The sequence below is a fragment of the Sphingomonas kyeonggiensis genome (assembly GCF_014204495.1).
Lineage (GTDB): Bacteria > Pseudomonadota > Alphaproteobacteria > Sphingomonadales > Sphingomonadaceae > Sphingomonas > Sphingomonas kyeonggiensis_A.
Genome location: NZ_JACHLN010000001.1, coordinates 1,278,972 through 1,298,356, shown reverse-complemented (window position 1 = coordinate 1,298,356; position 19,385 = coordinate 1,278,972). Strand labels below are relative to the sequence as shown.

The 19,385-nt window shown below is 68.1% G+C and carries 21 protein-coding genes and 1 tRNA gene; 14 read left to right on the top strand and 8 right to left on the bottom strand.

Translation table 11 applies throughout. From position 1 onward, the window contains the following. The first annotated feature begins 3 nt into the window (after positions 1–3). From HNP52_RS06410 to HNP52_RS06390, 5 genes are all read left to right on the top strand, one after another. A complete protein-coding gene (locus HNP52_RS06410) occupies positions 4–363 on the top strand; it encodes a DUF983 domain-containing protein (protein ID WP_311768412.1) in 360 nt (119 codons plus the stop codon). Then, positions 363–983 (top strand): SURF1 family protein, encoded by a 621-nt coding sequence (locus tag HNP52_RS06405; RefSeq protein WP_184164014.1) that lies wholly within the window; start codon positions 363–365, stop codon positions 981–983. The genes HNP52_RS06410 and HNP52_RS06405 overlap by 1 nt, the downstream gene beginning before the upstream one ends. A gap of 156 nt (positions 984–1,139) precedes the next feature. Next, positions 1,140–2,531: a threonine synthase gene (thrC, locus tag HNP52_RS06400; protein ID WP_184164011.1), complete on the top strand. Its 1,392-nt coding sequence runs from the start codon at positions 1,140–1,142 to the stop codon at positions 2,529–2,531. Between the two features lie 67 nt (positions 2,532–2,598). Continuing rightward, the gene (locus HNP52_RS06395; protein ID WP_184164008.1) at positions 2,599–3,471 is read left to right on the top strand and encodes a class I SAM-dependent methyltransferase; all 873 of its coding nucleotides are present in this window, start codon (positions 2,599–2,601) and stop codon (positions 3,469–3,471) included. Beyond that, positions 3,471–3,767, top strand: a complete 297-nt coding sequence (locus tag HNP52_RS06390) for a hypothetical protein (protein WP_184000378.1) — start codon at positions 3,471–3,473, stop codon at positions 3,765–3,767. Before HNP52_RS06395 ends, HNP52_RS06390 begins: the two co-directional genes overlap by 1 nt. Positions 3,768–3,955: 188 nt before the next feature. On the opposite strand, the gene HNP52_RS06385 is transcribed toward HNP52_RS06390, so the two are convergent. From HNP52_RS06385 to HNP52_RS06375, 3 genes are read right to left on the bottom strand one after another with little or no spacing between them, the layout of a single operon-like run. Then, a complete protein-coding gene (locus HNP52_RS06385; protein ID WP_184164005.1) occupies positions 3,956–4,594 on the bottom strand; it encodes a heme exporter protein CcmB in 639 nt (212 codons plus the stop codon). Continuing rightward, positions 4,591–5,157 (bottom strand): heme ABC exporter ATP-binding protein CcmA, encoded by a 567-nt coding sequence (gene ccmA / locus HNP52_RS06380; RefSeq protein ID WP_184164002.1) that lies wholly within the window; start codon positions 5,155–5,157, stop codon positions 4,591–4,593. The genes HNP52_RS06385 and ccmA overlap by 4 nt, the downstream gene beginning before the upstream one ends. Beyond that, complete coding sequence (locus HNP52_RS06375) at positions 5,154–5,546, bottom strand: metallopeptidase family protein (RefSeq protein ID WP_184163999.1); 393 nt, start codon at positions 5,544–5,546, stop codon at positions 5,154–5,156. Before HNP52_RS06375 ends, ccmA begins: the two co-directional genes overlap by 4 nt. A gap of 44 nt (positions 5,547–5,590) precedes the next feature. Between HNP52_RS06375 and HNP52_RS06370 the strand changes: the two genes are divergently transcribed. After that, positions 5,591–5,884, top strand: a complete 294-nt coding sequence (locus HNP52_RS06370) for a 4a-hydroxytetrahydrobiopterin dehydratase (RefSeq protein WP_184163996.1) — start codon at positions 5,591–5,593, stop codon at positions 5,882–5,884. Here HNP52_RS06370 and HNP52_RS06365 read toward each other — a convergent pair. Then, a complete protein-coding gene (locus HNP52_RS06365; protein WP_184163993.1) occupies positions 5,881–6,666 on the bottom strand; it encodes an SDR family oxidoreductase in 786 nt (261 codons plus the stop codon). The genes HNP52_RS06370 and HNP52_RS06365 overlap by 4 nt on opposite strands. Positions 6,667–6,724: 58 nt before the next feature. Between HNP52_RS06365 and HNP52_RS06360 the strand changes: the two genes are divergently transcribed. The 5 genes from HNP52_RS06360 to HNP52_RS06340 all read left to right on the top strand — a co-directional run bounded on the left by HNP52_RS06360 (position 6,725) and on the right by HNP52_RS06340 (position 13,026). Next, on the top strand, positions 6,725–7,492 hold the full coding sequence (locus HNP52_RS06360) for an ATP-binding cassette domain-containing protein (RefSeq protein WP_184163990.1): 768 nt from the start codon (positions 6,725–6,727) through the stop codon (positions 7,490–7,492). Beyond that, a complete protein-coding gene (locus HNP52_RS06355; protein ID WP_184163987.1) occupies positions 7,489–9,012 on the top strand; it encodes an ABC transporter permease/substrate-binding protein in 1,524 nt (507 codons plus the stop codon). The genes HNP52_RS06360 and HNP52_RS06355 overlap by 4 nt, the downstream gene beginning before the upstream one ends. Positions 9,013–9,055: 43 nt before the next feature. Continuing rightward, positions 9,056–11,521, top strand: a complete 2,466-nt coding sequence (locus tag HNP52_RS06350) for a glycoside hydrolase family 3 protein (protein WP_184163984.1) — start codon at positions 9,056–9,058, stop codon at positions 11,519–11,521. Then, positions 11,518–12,555 (top strand): aldose epimerase family protein, encoded by a 1,038-nt coding sequence (locus HNP52_RS06345; protein ID WP_184163981.1) that lies wholly within the window; start codon positions 11,518–11,520, stop codon positions 12,553–12,555. Before HNP52_RS06350 ends, HNP52_RS06345 begins: the two co-directional genes overlap by 4 nt. Positions 12,556–12,630: 75 nt before the next feature. Continuing rightward, entirely contained in the window at positions 12,631–13,026 is a 396-nt protein-coding gene (locus HNP52_RS06340) for a hypothetical protein (RefSeq protein ID WP_184163978.1), read from the top strand. Positions 13,027–13,102: 76 nt separating this feature from the next. Here the strand turns inward: HNP52_RS06340 and HNP52_RS06335 are convergent, their stop codons facing one another. The 4 genes from HNP52_RS06335 to HNP52_RS06320 form a co-directional block, all read right to left on the bottom strand. Continuing rightward, positions 13,103–13,528: a nuclear transport factor 2 family protein gene (locus HNP52_RS06335; protein ID WP_184163976.1), complete on the bottom strand. Its 426-nt coding sequence runs from the start codon at positions 13,526–13,528 to the stop codon at positions 13,103–13,105. A gap of 134 nt (positions 13,529–13,662) precedes the next feature. Next, on the bottom strand, positions 13,663–15,234 hold the full coding sequence (locus HNP52_RS06330) for an aldehyde dehydrogenase (NADP(+)) (protein WP_184163973.1): 1,572 nt from the start codon (positions 15,232–15,234) through the stop codon (positions 13,663–13,665). Between the two features lie 132 nt (positions 15,235–15,366). Beyond that, positions 15,367–16,164, bottom strand: a complete 798-nt coding sequence (locus HNP52_RS06325; RefSeq protein WP_184163970.1) for a FadR/GntR family transcriptional regulator — start codon at positions 16,162–16,164, stop codon at positions 15,367–15,369. A 104-nt stretch (positions 16,165–16,268) separates the two neighbouring features. Continuing rightward, positions 16,269–16,358: transfer RNA gene (locus tag HNP52_RS06320), tRNA-Ser, on the bottom strand. 134 nt (positions 16,359–16,492) lie between these two features. Here HNP52_RS06320 and HNP52_RS06315 point away from each other — a divergent pair. From HNP52_RS06315 to HNP52_RS06305, 3 genes are all read left to right on the top strand, one after another. Beyond that, positions 16,493–17,281 carry a DUF1134 domain-containing protein gene (locus HNP52_RS06315; RefSeq protein ID WP_409372602.1) on the top strand — a complete coding sequence of 263 codons (789 nt, stop codon included), beginning with the start codon at positions 16,493–16,495 and terminating at the stop codon, positions 17,279–17,281. A gap of 302 nt (positions 17,282–17,583) precedes the next feature. Further along, positions 17,584–18,051 carry a hypothetical protein gene (locus HNP52_RS06310; RefSeq protein WP_184163967.1) on the top strand — a complete coding sequence of 156 codons (468 nt, stop codon included), beginning with the start codon at positions 17,584–17,586 and terminating at the stop codon, positions 18,049–18,051. Continuing rightward, positions 18,041–19,345, top strand: coding sequence for a DNA-packaging protein (locus HNP52_RS06305; RefSeq protein ID WP_184163964.1), 1,305 nt, complete (start codon positions 18,041–18,043; stop codon positions 19,343–19,345). Before HNP52_RS06310 ends, HNP52_RS06305 begins: the two co-directional genes overlap by 11 nt. Positions 19,346–19,385 lie beyond the last annotated feature (40 nt).

Below are 19,385 nucleotides of genomic sequence, written 5' to 3'. Positions count from 1 at the left end.
CCGGTGTCGCCTCCCCCTATCCTTTCGGGGACCAAGGGCGCCTGCCCGCGCTGCGGGGCGGCCACGCTGTTCCGCAGCTTCGCCGGCTTTGCCGACAAATGCGGTGCCTGCGACCTCGACTTCACCCGGTTCAACGTGGGTGATGGGCCGGTGGTGTTCCTCACCCTCGGCATCGGCGCGCTGGTCACCGGCCTCGCGCTCTGGGTCGAATTCACCTTCCAGCCCGGCCTGCTGATCCATGCGCTGCTGTGGATTCCGATCACCGCCGCGCTGGTGATCCTCTCGCTGCGCTTCTCCAAGGGGCTGCTGCTCGCGCTCGAATATCGCAACCGCGCGGGCGAAGGGCGCGTTCGGAGCGAATGATGCCACGCTTTCCGCTGATCCCGACGATCATCGTCGCCCTTGCCGTCGCCCTGATGATCGGCCTGGGCGTCTGGCAGCTCGAGCGCCGCGGCGAGAAGCTCGACGCGCTCAAGCTGTATGCGCAGAATCTCGGCAAGCCGAAAATGGCCTTTCCGCGTCTGCCGGTGGGCGACGAGAATCTCTTCCGCCGCGCCGATGCCTTCTGCCTCGAAGTGATCGACTGGCGCCCCCAAGGCGGACGCTCGATCAAGGGCACCAATGGCTATCGCCATATCGCCCAGTGCCGCACGGGCGCGGAGGGCCCGCTACTGCTGGTCGATATGGGCGTGGCGGCTAATCCGACATTCTTTCCCACATGGAGCGGTGGCAAGGTGACGGGCACGATCACCCATGCCCCCGATCACCGCCCGCTGCTTGCCGGCTTGTTCGACAGCGAACCCAAGCATCTGATGCTGATCTCGGAAAACGCCGCGCCGGGGCTCGAACCGACCGCGAAACCCGACCTGTCGAGCGTGCCGAACAACCATCTCTCCTATGCGGTGCAATGGTTCCTGTTCGCGCTTATCGCCTCGGTGATCTACGTCCTCGCACTACGCTGGCGGCAGAAGCCCAAACCATAATCGTCATCCCCGCGCAGGCGGGGATCCAGGGTTACCGAAGACGTCGCTTTGCCACTCTGGATCCCCGCCTGCGCGGGGATGACGGAGTGGGGAATGACGCCACCTAAACATAGCCTATCTTGTCCCCCTCCCCGCTCCCCGCTAGGCCCCGCCCTCATGCAATATCAGAGCACCCGAGGCGCTGCGCCGCTGCTTGGCTTCCGTGACGTGACCCTTGCCGGCCTGGCGAGCGACGGCGGCCTGTATGTTCCGACCAGCTGGCCGAGCTTCAGCCGCGAGCAGATCGAGGGCCTCAAGGGCCTGTCCTATGTCGAGACCGCGGTCCGCGTGATGCTGCCCTTCACCGGCGACGACCTCGGCGAGGACGAGCTCCGCGCGCTCTGCGAGCAGGCCTATGGCCGCTTCTCCCAGGCTGCGGTCACCCCGCTCGTCCAGCTCGATCATCGCCACTTCCTGCTCGAGCTGTTCCACGGGCCTACGCTGGCCTTCAAGGACGTCGCGCTCCAGCTGCTCGGCCTGCTCTTCGAGAAGTTCCTGACCGGCAGCAGCGAGCCGCTGACCATCGTCGGCGCGACCTCGGGCGACACCGGCAGCGCCGCGATCGACGCGGTTGCCGGGCGGCACGGCGTCGACATCTTCATGCTGCACCCCAAGGGCCGCGTCTCCGACGTGCAGCGCCGCCAGATGACCACGGTGCTGGCACCCAACGTCCATAACATCGCGATCGAGGGCAGCTTCGACGACGCGCAGGCGATGGTGAAGGCGCTGTTCAACGACCGCGACTTCACCGGCCGCTTCCGCCTGAGCGCGGTCAACTCGATCAACTGGGCCCGGCTGATGGCGCAGGTGGTCTATTATTTCTACGCCGCCGTCCGCCTCGGCGCGCCGGCGCAGAAGGTCGCCTTCGCGGTGCCGACCGGCAATTTCGGCGACGTCTTCGCCGGCTATGTCGCAGCGCGCATGGGCCTGCCGGTCGAGCGGCTGGTCGTCGCCACCAACGTCAACGACATCCTCCATCGCGCGCTGTCGAGCGGCGACTATTCGGCGGGCACCGTCACGCCGACCGCCGCGCCGAGCATGGACATCCAGGTCAGCTCCAACTTCGAGCGTCTGCTCTCCGATCTCGCCGGCGGCAGCGTCGCCGAGCAGATGGCCGGCTTCGAATCGAGCAAGGCGATGCGCCTGACCAATGCCCAGACCGAAGGCGCCGCGAAGATCTTCGCGAGCGATCGGATCACCCCCGACGAAATGAACGCCGCGATGCGCTGGGCCTCGGCCGAGGCGGCGCAGGTGATCGACCCGCATACCGCGATCGGCCTCGCCGCCGCGCGCCGCGCGGACATCCCCGCCGATGTTCCGGTCGTCACCCTGGCGACCGCGCACCCGGCCAAGTTCGCCGACGCCGTCGAGCGCGCCACCGGCATCCGTCCCTCGCTGCCGGCACGCGTGGGCGACCTGTTCGAGCGGCAGGAGCGCTACGACGTGCTGCCCGGCACGCTCGACGCGGTGCGCGATTACATCGCCGAGCGCGCCAAGCCGCGCACTTAAATCCTCCCCCGGAGGGGGAGGAATTGGGAGGGATGACGGGCGTTTTGTTGCGCTCTAAAGACCCCCCATGGACCTCATCACTCTCACCGGCGAGCCTTGGGCCGATTACGGGCTGGTCGACAGCGGCCATGGCCGCAAGCTCGAGCGCTACGGCAAATATCGCTTCATCCGCCCCGAGCCGCAGGCAATGTGGGCGCCCGCCTCCGAAAACTGGGATGCGCATGGCGAGTTCGTGCCCGGCGCGGACGAGGATGGCGGCGGCCGCTGGAACTTCACCAAGCCGGTGCCGAGCGAAGGCTGGCCGCTGCGCTGGGAGGAAGTGCGCTTCACCGCGCAGAACACCCCCTTTCGCCACCTCGCCTTCTTCCCCGACATGTCGCCGGTCTGGCACTGGATGCGGTCGCAGATCGACGGGATGGACGCGCCCGAGTTCATGAACCTGTTCGGCTATACCGGGGTCGGCAGCCTGGCGATGGCGGCCAAGGGGGCGAAGGTCACCCATGTCGATGCCTCGAAGAAGTCGGTCGCGGAAGGCAAGGCCAATGCCGCGCTGTCGGGCATGGAAGACCTGCCGATCCGCTGGATGATCGACGACGCCGCCAAGTTCACCGCGCGCGAAGTGCGGCGCGGACGGCGCTATGACGGAATCATCCTCGATCCGCCGAAATGGGGCCGTGGGCCGAACGGCGAAGTGTGGAAGCTGGAGGAGGGCCTGCCCGGCCTGATCGCCGACACGACGAAGCTGCTCGACGCCAATTCGCGCTTCCTGTTCCTCACCGTCTATGCCGTGCGCATGTCGGCGCTGGCGATCGGCGAGCTGCTGCGCCAGCACGTGTCGCATTTGCCGGGCAAGGTGGAATGCGGCGAGCTGGCGGTGCGCGAGGAAGCGCGCGGGCTCGAGCTGCCGACCGCGATCTTCGCGCGCTGGAGTCGCGGCTGATGGGCCTCTCGGTATTCCTGGCGACCGCGGTGGCGGACACCGTCGAGGGCCGCCGCCCCGGCGGGCGCCACGCCATGCTGATCTATGTCTCGGCGGACAGCTTCGAAGAGGCGCAGGCCAAGGCCGCCGGTGTCGCGCTCGGCACCGGCTGGATGCTGGTCCGGCTGGAAAAGGGCATGGAAGTCGCCGATCCGGGCGCGACCGAGGACCCGGTCCTGCGCGCCGCCGCCGCCGATGCGCTGGCGGAGGGCTCGGCAATGGTCGTCTATGGCGACGAGCTGCCGCCCGAGGCCTGAGCTAGCGACATTTACCTAAACCGCTCCCCGCAGGACGGCACCCTCCGCCAATATTGACCGCCAGGCGCTCCGACCGGTTGGAAAAATAGGGCGCCACCAAGGGCGCAATCCGACACGCGCGCCTGCTGGAGAATAAGGACCGCAAAAAACCGCGCTTGGCCTGTACTTCGTGTACTTCCAAAACGGATCTAGTTCCGCCCCATTCGTACCGCCGCCCCCGCCACGAACGGGCAGCCCGCCACCAGCAACAGGCTCACTGCCCCGAGCAGCTTGAGCGCGCCCGGCTGCTCGGCGGTGGCACCGAAGATCAGCAGCGGCACGGCGAAGGGCAGCATCACCAGCCCCGCCAGCGCCCCCGCCCCACGCAGCCCGGCAACCAGCGCGGCGGTGGCGACACCCAGCGCGGCCAGCCCCGGCGTGCCGATCAGCAGCGCAAGCAGCAGCGGCACCAGCGCTTCGCCGGGCAACTGGAGCAAGCCCGAGGCGATCACCGTCGCGACGAGCAGCGCCGGGGCAAAGCCCAGCCAGTGCCCGGCGACCTTGGCGGCAGCGACCCCGGCATCGGGCAGCCCGCGCACCGCCAGTTGATCCAGCACCCCGCTCTCCACGTCCGGCGCGACCAGCCGCTCGACCGGGAGCAGCGCGGCGAGCAGCGCCGCCGCCCAGATCACCCCCGGCGCGATGCGGGCGAGCAGCTTCGCATCGGGGCCCACAGCGAAGGGGAAAAGGATCGCGACGAGCAGGAAAAAGACGACCGGCAGCGCCAGTCCGCCGATGCTCCACGCCCGTCGCAGCTCGCGCCAGACGATCGCGGCATAGGCGCTCACAGCGCAACCTCGCGCGCATCGGGCAGCGCGATCGGCAGGTGCGTGGCGACCAGCGCGATGCCGCCCGCCGCCCGGTGCCCGGCGATCAGCCCTTCGAGCAGCGCCACCGATGCCACGTCCAGCCCGTTGGCGGGCTCGTCGAGCAGCCAGATCGGCGCCCCGCTCGCCACCACCCGTGCGAGCGCGGCACGCCGCCGCTGGCCGGTCGAGAGCATGCGGACGGGCACCCGGGCGATATCGGCGAGCCCGACCGCGGCCAGCGCGTCCGGCACCGCGCCCCGCCGGCCGTCGAGACCGGCCCAGAAGCCCAGCGCATTGCCCAGCGGCAGTTCGGGATCGAGCGCCGGCGCCTCGGCCATCAGCGCGATCTCGCCCTCGACTTCGATCTTGCCCGCGGCCGGCGAGAGCAGGCCGGCGGCGATGCGGATCAGGCTCGACTTGCCGACGCCGTTGGGCCCGCTGACCAGCGCCGCCTCGCCCGGCGCGAGCGCCAGGTCCAGCCCCTCGAACAGCAGCCGCCCGCCGCGCAGGCAGGCCACGCCTTCAAGGGCAAGGCGCGTCACTCGGCCGAGTCTTCCAGCGCGTGCATGTCGTCGTCGGACAGGCCGAAATGATGCCCGACCTCATGGACCACGACATGGTTGACCAGCGATTCGAGCGTCACGCTGGTGTGCACCCATTCGTCGAGCAGCGGCCGGCGATAGAGGTGGATCTCGTCGGGCATGGTCACCCCGTCCCAGGCCGATTTCTCGCCGACGGGGCGCCCGCGATACAGGCCGGTCAGGTCGAACGGATCCTCGATGCCCATGGCGTCGAGCGTCTCGTCATCGGCGAAGTCCTCGATCACCAGCACGATGTCGGCGAGATAGCCCTGGAAAGGCTCGGGGATGCGCGCAAGGGCGGCGCGGGCGAGGCGCTCGATAATGGCGGCGTCTGGGGCTTGCCCGGTCATGTCGCCCGGAATAGGCCGGGGAACGGAGCTACGGCAAGGAGGCAGTGATGGTTGCGCGGCTGACGGATGGACTTCGCGAGGAATCGCTCGCCGCGCTGCCCGGCTGGACCTGGGACGCGGAGCGCGACGCGATCACCCGCAAGTTCGAGTTCCGGGACTTCAACCAGGCCTTCGGCTTCATGACCCGCGTGGCGCTGATCGCCGAGAAGGCCGATCATCACCCCGAATGGTCGAATGTGTGGAACAAGGTCGAGATCCTGCTGACCACCCATGACGCGGACGGGCTCTCCACCCGCGACATCCAGATGGCGCAGCAGATCGACGCGCTGCTGGCCTAGCCGAACTTCGCGCGCATCTGCTTGCGCAGCGCGCCGGGCATCCAGCGCTGGGCAAAGGCCATCTGCTTCGCGGTCTTGCCGACGATGACATGGACCTTTTCCTGGCTCGGCGCATCCCACACGGCCTTGGCGACGATGTCGAGCGGCGTGAATTCCAGGCCGCGGCCGCGCACCACTTCGCGCGCCGTCTGGTTGCTGCCCTGCGCCATCGAATCGAGCAGCGGCGTGTCGATGAAGCTCGGCATCAGCACGCGGACCTTGATCCCGTCCGGATACCATTCGCCGTCCAGCGCCTCGGAGAAGCCGCGCACCGCGAACTTGACTGCGGCATAGAGCGACAGCCCGGCTCCACCATAGATCGCCGCGGCGCTGGCGGTGTTGACCAGGCACGAGCTCGGCGTCGCCTTGAGATAGGGATAGGCGGCGCGCGCGCCGTTGATCACGCCGACCAGGTTGATCCCTACGATATTGTCGACCTCCTGGTCGGTGTTGTTGGCAAGCAGGCCGCCCACCGCGATGCCGGCATTGTTGAACAGGAAATCGAGCCGGCCGCCGCTCGCCTTGGTGAATTCGGCGAGTGCGCTCGCCCAGGCGGCGCGGTCGCGCACGTCCATCACATGGGTGGTGGCCATGCCGGCGGGAAGCATCGCCCGGGTCTCCTCGAGGCCGGCGGCATTGACGTCCGCCAGCCCGACGAGCCAGCCCTGCGCGGCGAAATGCTTCGCGACTGCCTGCCCGATGCCCGATCCGCCGCCGGTGATGAAGATTGCCTTCGCTGCCATGTCCCCGCCTCTCCTGTTGTTTTGACCTTTGCCATTTCATCTCGCACAACGCTGCGCGATGCCAGAGCAAAGCCGCTCCGTTACCTTCAAAAATGTCAGCAAGGTCTGGCCGGGGGGCGTGAAGGCCGTCGATGAGGTGTCTCTGGAAGTCGCGGCGGGCAGCTTCGTCGCGCTGGTCGGCGCCTCGGGCTCGGGCAAGTCGACTCTGCTCAAGATGGTCAACCGGCTGATCGAACCGAGCGAAGGCGCGGTGCTGGTCGGCGGCGAGCCGGTGGATACCGGCCCCGCGCCGGAGCTGCGGCGACGTATCGGCTATGTCTTCCAGAATGTCGGGCTGTTCCCGCACATGCGGGTGGGGGAGAATGTCGCGATCGGCCTCAGGCTGGCCGGCGGGAAGGATAGCGCGGGGCGCGTGACCGAGCTGCTGGGACTCGTCGAGCTGCCTGCCGACATGGCCACGCGGATGCCGGATGAACTTTCGGGCGGGCAGCGCCAGCGCGTCGGCGTGGCACGGGCGCTGGCGACGGGGCCGGGCATATTGCTGATGGACGAGCCGTTCGGCGCGCTCGATCCGGTGACGCGCGACGGACTCGGCAAGGCGATCCGCGCGCTGCACGACCGGATGGGGCTCACCACGATCCTGGTCACCCACGACATGGCCGAGGCGCTGCTGCTCGCCGACCGCGTGCTGGTGATGGAGAAGGGCTGCATCGTTGCCGACGCCACCCCGCGCGACCTGCTCGCCGGCAAGGGCGGCGCCGCAGCGGACGCACTGGTCGCGGTACCCCGCGCGCAGGCGCACCGGCTGGCGGAGCTGGAGCCGTGAGCGGCGCACTCGCCCGGGTACCCGAGCTGCTTGCCCAGCATCTGCTGCTGGCGCTGGCGGCGCTGCTGCTGGGCCTGGTGATCGCACTGCCCCTGGCCGTGCTCTCCGCGCGCAACCGCGTCGTGGGACGGATCGCTCTGGGGTTCGCCAGTCTGGTCCAGACGATCCCGAGCCTGGCGCTGCTCGCGTTGTTCTACCCGATCCTGCTTTCGCTCTCCTCGCTGGTGGGCGGCGGGATACCGGCACTGGGCTTCCTGCCCTCGCTGCTCGCGCTGTCGCTCTATGCGCTGCTGCCGATCCTGCGGAACGGCGTGACCGGACTTGCCACTATCGACCCGGCGGTGATCGAGGCGGCGGACGGCGTGGGCATGACCGCGGCGCAGAAGCTGTGGCTGGTCGAGGCGCCGCTGGTGCTGCCAGTGCTGATGGCCGGCATCCGCACCGCTGCGGTGTGGACGATCGGCGCGGCGACGCTTTCCACCACCGTCGGCCAGCCGAGCCTGGGCGACCTGATCTTCGCCGGGCTGCAGACCCAGAACTGGTCGCTGGTCCTGACGGGCTGCATCGCCGCCGCCTGCCTGGCGCTGGCGGTCGACGGGCTGCTGGGGCTGGCCGAATATGGCATCGCCAGGCGCAGGCGGATGCTTGCCTGGGCGAGCCTCGGCACCCTGCTGGTCGCGGTTGCCGTAGCGCTTGTCCCGGCCCTGCCCTCGTCGCGGGGCACCATCACAGTCGGCGCCAAGGGCTTTTCCGAACAGTATATCCTCGCCCGGCTGATCGGGCACCGGCTGGAGGCGGCGGGCTACAAGGTCCGCTACCGCGAAGGGCTGGGATCGGCGGTAGCGTTCAGCGCGCTCGCGGGCGGCGATGTCGATGTCTATGTCGACTATTCGGGTACGATCTGGACCAATGAGATGCGGCGCGACGACGTGCCGCCGCGCGACGCGATCGTCGCCGGTGTCGCTAAATGGGCGCGCGACAAGCACAGGGTCACGCTGCTCGGTTCGCTCGGCTTCGAGAACGCCTATGCCTTCGCGATGCGCGGCGACGATGCCAGGAAGCGCGGGATCACCAGCATCGCCGATCTCGCGCCGGTCGCCGGCAGCCTCAGCCTCGCCACCGATGTCGAGTTCCTCGAGCGGCCCGAATGGGCGGCGGTGAAGAAGGCCTATGGCCTGAGCTTCAAGTCCGCCCATCCCTATCAGCCGACCTTCATGTACCGCGCGCTGGCGAGCGGCACCGCGGACGTGATCCCGGCCTTCTCCTCCGACGGCCGCATCGCCGCCGACAAGCTGGCGGTGCTCGCCGATCCCAAGGGCGCCATTCCCGGCTATGACGCGATCCTGCTGCTCGCCCCGAAACGCGCCGACGATGTCCGTTTCCAGGCGGCGCTCCGCCCGCTGATCGGCGCGATCCCGGTCGAGCGGATGCGCGAGGCCAATTACATGGTCGATCGCGACAGTAACAAATCAAGTCCCGACGAAGCCGCGCGCTGGCTGGAGCGTGGACTCGCCCGATGAACTTCTGTTATCGCTACCAGATACAAGAAAAGAGGAGAGTGAAATGCGGCCTGGCCTGAAGCTGTTGCTGTCGACCACCATGATCTGGGCCGCATCGCCCGCTTTTGCGCAGCACGCGCCGACAACGCTGTCTGGCCAGCAGGTCGCCAATCCCGCCAAATGGCCGACCGCCGGCTCGCAGGGCCTGGTCGATCCCGCGACCGAGAAGTTCATCACCGATCTGATGGCGCAGATGACGCTGGAGGAAAAAGTCGGCCAGATGATCCAGGCCGATATCGGCGCGATGAAGCCCGAGGAGCTGCGCCAGTATCCGCTCGGCTCGATCCTGGCAGGCGGCAGCTCGCCGCCGCTCGGCGCGCCCGACCGTTCGCCGCAGATGCCCTGGGTGGAGACCGCCAAGGCCTTCCGCGCCGTCGCGATGGAGCCGCGCGGCAAGCATGCCCCGATCCCGCTGATCTTCGGCATCGACGCGGTGCACGGCAACAACAACGTGATCGGCGCGACGATCTTCCCGCACAATGTCGGGCTCGGCGCGATGCACGATCCCGCGCTGATCCGCCGCATCGGCAAGGCGACGGCGGAAGAAACCGCCGCGACCGGGCCCGACTGGGCGTTCGGCCCGACCCTCGCCGTGCCGCAGGATGATCGCTGGGGCCGCAGCTATGAAGGCTATTCGGAAGACCCCGCGGTCGTCCGCTCCTATGCCGCCGACATGATCCTCGGCCTGCAGGGCGAGCCCGGCACCAAGGATCGTATCCAGAAGGGGCTGGTCGCGGCTTCGGCCAAGCACTTCCTCGGCGATGGTGGCACCTTCGAGGGCGTCGACCAGGGCGACACCCGCGTCTCCGAGGACGAGCTGATCAGGACGCATGCGCAGGGCTATGTCCCGGCGATCCAGGCGGGCACGCTCACCGTGATGGCCAGCTATTCGAGCTGGAACGGCGCCAAGATGCACGGCAACAAGTCGCTGCTCACCGATGTGCTCAAGGGCCGGATGGGCTTTGAGGGCTTTGTCGTCGGCGACTGGAACGGCCATGGCCAGGTGCCGGGCTGCACCAAGGAGGATTGCGCCCAGACCTTCAATGCCGGGCTCGACATGGCGATGGCGCCGGACAGCTGGAAGGGCCTGTTCGAGAGCACGGTGCGCCATGCCAAGGACGGCACCATCCCGATGGCGCGCATCGACGATGCGGTGCGCCGCATCCTGCGCGTCAAGGCGAAGCTCGGCCTGTTCGATCCGGCCCGCCCCTATGAAGGCAAGGCCGGGGTGCTGGGCAATGCCGAGCACCGCGCGGTGGCGCGCGAGGCGGTGGCCAAGTCGCTGGTGCTGCTCAAGAACACGGGCGTGCTGCCGGTAAAGGCCTCCGCCAACGTGCTGGTCGCCGGGCCGGGCGCCGATTCGATGGCGCAGCAGACCGGCGGCTGGACCTTGAGCTGGCAGGGCGACGGCAACGACAATTCGATGTTCCCCAACGGCCAGACGATCTTCTCGGGCATTGCCGAAGCGGTGAAGGCCGGCGGCGGCACCGCGACGCTTTCGGCGGACGGCAGCTTCACCGCCAAGCCCGATGTCGCGATCGTCGTGTTCGGCGAGCAGCCCTATGCCGAAATGCGCGGCGATATCCCGACGCTGGAATTCCAGCCCGGCGACAAGCAGGCGCTGGCCCTGCTCAAGAAGCTCAAGGCCGCCGGCGTGCCGACTGTTTCGGTGTTCCTCTCGGGCCGGCCGCTCTGGGTGAACCCGGAGATCAACGCCTCGGACGCGTTCGTTGCCGCCTGGCTGCCGGGCAGCGAAGGCGCGGGCGTGGCCGACGTGATTATCGGCGACAAGGCCGGCAAGCCGCGCAAGGACTTCAACGGCACGCTGTCGTTCAGCTGGCCCAAGACCGCCGGCCAGTTCACCCTCAACAAGGGCAAGCCGGGCTATGACCCGCTGTTCGCGCTCGGCTATGGCCTGAGCTACGCCAAGCCGGGCAAGGTCGCCGTGCTGGGCGAGGATCCGGGCTTCGATGCCTCGTCGCTCAACACCAGCGTCTATTTCGCCAAGGGCGTTACGCCCAAGCCCTTCTCCTTCGCCACCGAATCGAAGATCACCCGCGCGCCGATCGACGGTCCGCAGACCCAGGAAGGCGCGCAGCAGCTGAGCTGGACCGGCGGAACGGCGCGACTGAGCATCGGCGGCGGCGCGCCGATCAACCTTGGCCGCGAAGCCAATGGCGACCTGTCGCTCGCCCTCACCTATCGCCTCGATCGCGCGGCGGGCGGGCCGGTGACGCTCGGCATGGGCAATGGCAAGGGGCTGGATGCCACCAGCCTGTTCACCGGTGAGACCGGCACGTGGCGCACGGTGAAGATCCTGCTCAAATGCTACCAGCAGAACGGCACCGACATGAACGCGGTGTCGGCACCGGTGGTGGTGACCGCCTCCGATCCGCTGGTGTTCAGCCTGTCCGACGCGCGGATCGTCTCGGATCCCGCCAACTCGATCTGCCCGGGTATGCCGAAGTGACGACGGTCGCGGGCGATCCGATCGAGACGGTCGCGATTGCCTGCGGCCGCTATCGCGCCGAGCTGCTCACGCTCGGCGCGGCACTGCGCACGCTGGAAGTGCCCGATCGGCACGGCAATCCGGCAAATGTCGTGCTCGGCTTCGCGGATATCGAGGAATATCGCGGCCATCCGCGCTTCTACGGCGCGATCGCCGGCCGCTATGCCAACCGGATCGGCGGCGCGCGCTTCACGCTCGACGGCGTCGAGCACCGCGTCACGGCGAATGACGGCGCCAACAGCCTCCATTCGGGGCCGTTCGGGCTCGACCAGCAGATCTGGAAAGTCAACGCGCAGTCGGCGGAGTCGGTCACCTTCCGCCATGTCAGCCCGGCCGGGCATAACGGCTTTCCGGGCACGCTGGCAGTGGAAGCGCGCTATACGATGGAAGAGGACGGGCTCGCCATCGCGCTGACCGCGACCACCGATGCGCCGACGGTGGTGAACCTGACCCACCACGCCTATTTCAACCTGGCCGGCGAAGCGAGCGGCGCGACGATCCTCGATCACCTGCTGCGGATATCCTCCAGCCGCACCACCCCGGTCGGCCCCGGACTGATCCCGACGGGCGCGTTCGCCGAAGTCACCGGCACGCCCTTCGATTTCCGGGTTCCGCGGCGGGTCGGCGAACGGATAGGCGCGGACGATGCCCAGCTGACGCTCGGCCATGGCTATGACCATAATTTCGTGATCGATGGTGCCCCGCGCTGCGTCGCGACCTTGTTCGATCCCGGCTCGGGCCGGGTGCTCGATCTCCATTCCGGCGAGCCCGGGCTGCAATTCTATTCGGGCAACCACCTTGCGGGCGGCGCGCCGGGCACTAGCGGGAAGGTCTATGTCACCCGGCAGGGGCTATGCCTGGAACCGCAGAAATTCCCCGACAGCCCGAACCGGCCGGAATTCCCCTCGGCACGGCTCGATCCGGGTGAGACCTACCGCCACGACATCGCTTTCCGCTTCCGTACTGCGGGAAGCGTCGAGCAGGCCTTTGGCTAGTTCGTAGACTGATAAAGCTGCCTGGCGGCAAGCGCCCCGATTGCAGACATTAGCAGAGCAGTGCATCATCCCTGCATGGAGGACCTTGCCCCCGCTTTCCCGGTGAAGGTCTTGGCCATCTCATTGTGCCTGATCTTCACGAGCTGCGCCGCGAAACCGGAGTGGCAGTCAGATGCGGTGGTGCTGTTTGGGGACGAGGGCACATTCTCGTTGGGGAAATACATTCAAACCGACGGCTCGCGCGTGATCGAAGGGTCGTTAATGGAGGACTTGAGGAGATGCGGGGTCACACGGTTTGAGGTTTTCAATTATTCGGGTCGCTTGACGGACACGGATGGTTTTCATGTGATCGCGCCACGCAGGGAAGTTCAGGCATCGCTCCGCTGCCTGCGTGGGAAGCTGCCAACCGACACTCAGATCAGGCCGTATCTGCGGTCTGAATGGCCCGAAGGTTGGTCACGAGCAGGATGAGGTCAACGACCGCAATCCACCCAATGTCAGCCGTTCAGCCACTCTCGCCAGAAGCGGCCATTTGTGGGTTCACGCCCTAGTTCGCCTTGCGTTCGGCCTGGAAGATCTTGTTGACGATCCGCCACTCGCCATCGGCCTTCACCAGCGAAAGATAATCGACGAAGCGAACGCTCGGATAATCGAGCACGACCTTGGCCATGCCGACATTGCCGGTGACGTCGAGGCTCTCGATCGAGCGCTTGCGCTGCGCTTCATCCGCGGCAGGCTTGCCGGGTGCGCCGGCGATGTACTCGGCGCTGGTCCGCTCGGCAAAGGCGCCGTCGCGGTTCCAGTAGAGCATCGCCTTGGGGTGGAAGGCGGCGGAGAACTCGGCCGCGCTGCCGGTCGCGTGGCCGGCGAGATAATGGTTCACCGCGGCGCGGGCGCCCGCCTCGTCCTTTTCCTGCGCGTGCGCAGGCAGGGCGGCGAAGCTGAGAGCGGTGGCGATAAGCAGGAAACGCATGGAGATCCTCCGTTGCGGGAAGGTCTCCATGCTAGCATCCGGTGAGCGGACATGCACCCGCTCCGGGCCGAACGTCCCGCGGGTGGGACGAACAACCCATACTCCCCTCCCTGGAAGGGAGGGGAAGTGGACCCTTACAGCGTCGGCTTGCCGTCGATGCGGCGCGGGATGCCCGCATCGCCGTCGCGCAGGTCCGCGGGCAGCAGCGCCGCCGGCAGGTCCTGATAGGCGACCGGGCGCAGGAAGCGGTCGATCGCCAGCGTGCCGACCGAAGTGCTGCGGCCATCCGCGGTCGACGGGAACGGGCCGCCATGGACCTGCGCGTCGGTCACTTCGACGCCGGTCGGCCAGCCATTGGCGAGGATGCGCCCGGCGAGCCGCTCGAGCAGCGGCAGCAGCTGGGCCGCCACTTCGGTATCGGCATCGTCGAGGTGCAGCGTCGCGGTGAGCTGGCCTTCGAGCAGCGACACGACCTTGAGTAGCTCCTCGATCGTGGCGCAGCGCACCAGCAGCGAAGCGGCGCCGAAGACTTCCTCGGCATGGCTCGGATCGGCGATGAAGTCCGCGCCGGTCATCGTGAACAGCGCGGCGCGGCCGCAGCTTGCCGAGCCTTCCTGGCCCTGCGCGACCTGGTTCAGCCCCGGTGCGGCGGCCCAGCGGGCAACGCCCTGCTCATAGGCCTTGAGGATGCCCGGGGTGAGCATGGTCTGTGCTGCCGCACCCGACACCGCTTCGGTCGCAGCGGCGAGGAAGCGGTCGAGCGCCGGGCTTTCCAGCGCGAGCACCAGGCCCGGGTTGGTGCAGAACTGGCCGGCACCCATGGTCAGGCTGCCGATATAGGCCTTGCCCAGTGCCTCGGCGCGCGACTCGAGCGCGGCGGGGAGCAGGAAGACCGGGTTGATGCTGCTCATCTCCGCATAGACCGGGATCGGCACCGGACGGCTCGCGGCAAGCTTCATCAGCGCCGTTCCGCCGCCGCGCGAGCCGGTGAAGCCCACTGCCTTGACCACCGGGTGGCTGACCAGCGCCGAGCCGACTTCGTTGCCCGCGCCGTTGATCAGCGAGAACACGCCAGCGGGCATGCCGGTCCGGGCAACCGCGCGCTCGATCGCACCGGCGACCAGCTCCGAGGTGCCGGGGTGGGCCGAATGGCCCTTCACGATCACCGGGCAGCCCGCGGCGAGCGCCGAGGCGGTGTCACCGCCGGCAACCGAGAAAGCGAGCGGGAAGTTGGAGGCGCCGAAGACGACAACCGGGCCGACCGGGATCATGCGCAGGCGCAGGTCCGGCTTGGGGGCGGGCTGGCGATCGGGGATGGCGTGATCGATGCGCGCGCGCAGATATTCGCCCAGGCGCAGTTCCTTGGCGAACAGGCGCAGCTGCCCCGAGGTACGGCCGCGCTCGCCGGTGAGACGGGCGTGCGGCAGGCCGCTTTCCTGCATCGCGCGCTCGGTGAGCGTCTCGCCCAGCGCGTCGATCTCTTCGGCGATCGCCTCGAGGAACTCGGCGCGCTTCTCGCGCGGCAGGTTGGAATAGATCGGGAAGGCAGCCTCGGCGGCGGCGGTCGCGGCTTCGACGTCTTCCTTGGTCGCCACGCTGAAGCTCGGCTCCAGCGGCGCGCCGGTCGACGCGGCTACGGCCTGGAAGCCCGGTCCGTCACGGTGAACGCGCTTCGATGCAATGAACAAATCGCCGGTCAGCGCCATGCCTGCTCTCCTGTCTTTCGAATTAAGTTAGCGGTAACATCGCTCGCGCGGGACTTAGGCAGCGCTATGGCAAAATGCAAATGCGCTTGTCAGCACGGTTGTTGCGGCGGGCGATAGAAAAGCTGTCGCGTATCAGCAGGCGCGGCGACGGCCGACGGCGTTGTTGGCGGGATCGCGCGCTTCCATCGTGTCCTGGAAGCCGCGCTCGACCAGCCGCGCCATCGCGTCATGCGCCCGGTCGGCGTCCTGCGCCTCGATCGCCTCGAGCACCGCGAGGTGGACGGGAAGCGCGTCGTGCGGGGCGGGAAGGTGCTGCTGCTTGAACGCCGTGGTCAGCTCGATCGCGGCAGCGACGCCGCTGGTGAGCGACATGATGAAATCATTGCCGGAAGCCTCAAGTAATGCCGAATGAAAGGCCTCATCGCAGCATCGCCCCTCCTCCGAATCGAATCCATGCCTGCCGACCCCCGCCAACCCTTCCTGCATGCGGGCGAGTTGCTCGGGCGTGCGGCGCAGCGCGGCGAGGCGGGCAGCGTCGGGCTCGACGATTCGGCGCAGCTCGAACAGGCTCTCGATCAGCGAATCATCGGGCTCGCCGGCGAAGATCCAGCTGAGCACATCGGGATCGAGCAGATGCCATTCGCGGCGCGGGCTGACCTGGGTGCCGATCTTGGGACGGGAGTGCACCAGCCCCTTCGCCGCGAGAATGCGGATCGCCTCGCGATAGGCGGTGCGGGAGACCTTGAACTGCTCGCTCGCGGCGATCTCGCCCTCGAGGATCTCGCCCGGCGTGATCTGGCCGGAGACGATCCGGATGCCGAGAGTGCGCGCAACGGTGCCGTGCAGGCGCAGCGACCGGGGCCGCGGCTTGCGGGTGCGGGATTTTTTCTCTGTGCGCGGGATCGACGCTTTGGGCTGCCAGCTGGGCATATCCCTGCCTAAGCGCTTTGGCGGCGGCTGCCAAGACCTGCGAATCGGGCCGGCTGGGCCGGGGTCACATTAGAAATATAAGTAATATCAGCGCATTACCAGGGTGGCGGAGACGGAGGGATTCGAACCCTCGATACGGTTTCCCGTATGACGCTTTAGCAAAGCGTTGGTTTCAGCCACTCACCCACGTCTCCGGATAACGGCTCGAAGGCAGGGCCTATAGCGACGGGTTTCGCAGCAATCAACGCCCAGCTTGACGTGAAATCGACTCAATTTGCCGCTCGTTCATTGCCGCGACAGCCCCGCCCCCTACAAAAGGGCCAATCTGATGAGCTGGGGTAATTCCGCGATGAACGTTCGTGCACTGGTGTTGATGGCTGCGACGGCCGCATTCGCGATGACGGCCATGCCCGCCGCCGCCCAGCAGCAGATGACCACGATCGATCCCAACACCGCGATCGATTCGGACATAAACACGCCCCCACCCGCGCAGGACCCGTACAACCGGCCGGCGCAGCAGCAGGACGTCCCCGCCCCGCCGCCGCAGGATCCCTATCCCCAGCAGCAGGGCCCGGCCGGCCAGCAGCAGCCCGCCCCCTCCGCCCAGCAGGGCGGCACCTCGCGCGACCAGGCCACCACCTACCAGCAGGACGAGCTCGTCGGCGCCGCCGAGGGCGTGTTCGGCAAGGGCGCATCGGGCCTGGCCAAGCTGATCGAGGACATCCTCAAGGACCAGGGCCAGCCCAACGGCTATATCGCCGGCAGCGAAGCCTCGGGCGCGATCGGCGTCGGCCTGCGATATGGTTCGGGCATGCTGTTCCACAAGGTCGAGGGCCAGCGGAAAGTCTATTGGACCGGCCCGTCGATCGGCTTCGACCTGGGCGGCGACGCCAACAAGGTGTTCGTGCTGGTCTACAACCTCTACGACACCCAGGACCTCTACAAGCGCTTCCCCCAGGGCGAGGGCCGCGCCTATTTCGTCGGCGGCCTCTCCGCCTCCTATATGCGCCGCGGCGACGTGGTGCTGATCCCGGTGCGCCTGGGCGTCGGCTGGCGGCTGGGCGTCAACGCCGGCTATATGAAGTTCAGCGAAAAGGCGCGCTGGCTGCCCTTCTGAGGCTGCGTCTCAAGATTCAGCTCCTTCGGTTCCCCGGCGAAAGCCGGGGCCAGGGTCACGAGCGATCCGGCAGAGAAGCCCTGGGCCCCGGCTTTCGCCGGGGAACTGGTGGGCCAACCGCACCTTTGAATCCTCCCCTTCCCCTCCCACGAACCGGAAATCGCACGCCCCAACGAACCATATAGGCACTTTTCTCTTGACATCGTCACGCTGATCTGGCACAAATCAGGAACGCTGAAGAATTGCGAGTCGGGCCGGGGCGGCAACGCCATCCGGCCCTTTTCTTTTTCGGGAGAAGCGCCGTGGAGAAGAAGCGACGGCACTGGGTGCGCTGGTCCAAGACCAAGCGCGAAGCATTCCTCGATCACCTGGCGGGCACCGCCAATGTCCGCGCCTCGGCCGATGTCGCCGGGGTGACGCCGCCGAGCGTCTATCATTTGCGGCGCAAGGACGAGGAATTCGCCGAGGAATGGCGCAAGGCGCTGGCGCTTGGCTATGACATGCTGGAGACCGAGCTGCTCGGCCATATCCTGGCCGGCGGCGGCAGGACGATCGCTTGCGCGGACGGGCGCGAGATCGATGTGCAGGAGGCGATCCGCCTGCTCGGCCTGCACCGCAACAGCCTGCAGGGCAAATGGAAGGGTGGCCCGCGGCTCAAGCGGGCACGGCCCGAGGATACCGATGCGGCGATCATGCGGAAGCTCGACGCGATCGATCGCGCCCGGGCCCGCGAAGCCGCGGAACAGGCGGAGAAGCAGGATGGCCAATGACGCCTTCGAGCGGCTGCTCACCTATCCGCCCGACAAGCGGGCCGACGCGATCCGCGCGCTGAGCACGCCGCAGAAGCGCGAATATGGCGAGCGCTGGTGGCAATGGGCGCATCGTGGGCAGGCCGAGCCCGAAGGCGACTGGCGGATCTGGCTGATCCGCGCCGGACGCGGCTTCGGCAAGACGCGCGCGGGCGCCGAATGGGTGCTCGCTCGCGCACGCGCGCATCCCGAGGCGCGTATCGCACTGGTCGGCGCCAATGAAGCCGATGTGCAGCGGGTGATGGTGGAAGGCGAAGGCGGGCTGCTTGCCGCCGCCCGGGTGGACGAGGAACTGGTGTGGCACCGGACCACCGGCACGCTGCGCTTCCCCAATGGCGCACAGGCCCAGGTCTATTCGGCGGCGGCGCCGGACGGGCTGCGCGGGCCCGAACATCATTTCGCCTGGTGCGACGAGCTCGCCAAATGGGGGCGCGGCGGCCAGGCGGCCTGGGACAATCTGGCGATGACGCTGCGGGTGGGGGAGATGCCGCAGACCGTGGTGACCACCACCCCGCGCCCGGGCAAGCTGATGCGGATGGTGATGGCACTGCCCGGCGTGCACGAGACCCTGGGCAAGACCCGCGACAATCCCTGGCTGCCGGCGAGCTTCGTCGAGGCGATGACCGCGCAATATGCGGGCAGCAGGCTCGGCCGGCAGGAGCTGGACGGCGAGATGCTCGACCAGGTGGAAGGCGCGCTGTGGACGCGCGACCTGCTCGATGCCTGCCGGGCGGGCGAACTGCCCGAGCTGGCGCGCCGGATCATCGGCGTCGACCCGCCGGCGGGGATCGGCGGCGACAGCTGCGGGATCGTGGCGGCGGCGCTGGGGCGCGACGGCAAGGCCTATGTGCTCGAGGATGCCAGCGTGCACGGGGTGTCGCCCGAGCGCTGGGCGCATGCGGTGGCGGCCTGTGCCGCACGGCACGATGCCGACCGGGTGGTGGCGGAGAAGAACCAGGGCGGCGCGATGGTGAAGGCCGTGCTGCTCGGCGCCGACAGCAACCTGCCGGTGACCCTGGTGCATGCCAGCCAGGGCAAGGCGGCACGCGCCGAGCCGGTGAGCCTGCTCTATGAAGGCGGCAAGGTGCTGCATGCCGGCGCCTTCCCGGCGCTGGAGGACGAATTGTGCGGGCTGGTGATGGGCGGCGGCTATGAAGGCCCCGGCCGATCGCCGGACCGCGCGGACGCGCTGGTCTGGGCGCTGCACGAGCTGATGCTCGGGCGCAGGGGCAAGGCGGCGATCCGGGTTTTGTGAGTTCCCCCTCCCTGGAAGGGAGGGGAGTTTCAAGTGGGAG

Coding starts and splice junctions, on each gene's coding strand:
- HNP52_RS06405 (WP_184164014.1), top strand. CDS start 363: ATGCCACGCTTTCCGCTGATCCCGACGATCATCGTCGCCCTTGCCGTC.
- thrC (WP_184164011.1), top strand. CDS start 1,140: ATGCAATATCAGAGCACCCGAGGCGCTGCGCCGCTGCTTGGCTTCCGT.
- HNP52_RS06395 (WP_184164008.1), top strand. CDS start 2,599: ATGGACCTCATCACTCTCACCGGCGAGCCTTGGGCCGATTACGGGCTG.
- HNP52_RS06390 (WP_184000378.1), top strand. CDS start 3,471: ATGGGCCTCTCGGTATTCCTGGCGACCGCGGTGGCGGACACCGTCGAG.
- HNP52_RS06375 (WP_184163999.1), bottom strand. CDS start 5,546: ATGACCGGGCAAGCCCCAGACGCCGCCATTATCGAGCGCCTCGCCCGC.
- HNP52_RS06365 (WP_184163993.1), bottom strand. CDS start 6,666: ATGGCAGCGAAGGCAATCTTCATCACCGGCGGCGGATCGGGCATCGGG.
- HNP52_RS06360 (WP_184163990.1), top strand. CDS start 6,725: ATGCCAGAGCAAAGCCGCTCCGTTACCTTCAAAAATGTCAGCAAGGTC.
- HNP52_RS06350 (WP_184163984.1), top strand. CDS start 9,056: ATGCGGCCTGGCCTGAAGCTGTTGCTGTCGACCACCATGATCTGGGCC.
- HNP52_RS06340 (WP_184163978.1), top strand. CDS start 12,631: ATGGAGGACCTTGCCCCCGCTTTCCCGGTGAAGGTCTTGGCCATCTCA.
- HNP52_RS06335 (WP_184163976.1), bottom strand. CDS start 13,528: ATGCGTTTCCTGCTTATCGCCACCGCTCTCAGCTTCGCCGCCCTGCCT.
- HNP52_RS06330 (WP_184163973.1), bottom strand. CDS start 15,234: ATGGCGCTGACCGGCGATTTGTTCATTGCATCGAAGCGCGTTCACCGT.
- HNP52_RS06325 (WP_184163970.1), bottom strand. CDS start 16,164: ATGCCCAGCTGGCAGCCCAAAGCGTCGATCCCGCGCACAGAGAAAAAA.
- HNP52_RS06315 (WP_409372602.1), top strand. CDS start 16,493: ATGAGCTGGGGTAATTCCGCGATGAACGTTCGTGCACTGGTGTTGATG.
- HNP52_RS06305 (WP_184163964.1), top strand. CDS start 18,041: ATGGCCAATGACGCCTTCGAGCGGCTGCTCACCTATCCGCCCGACAAG.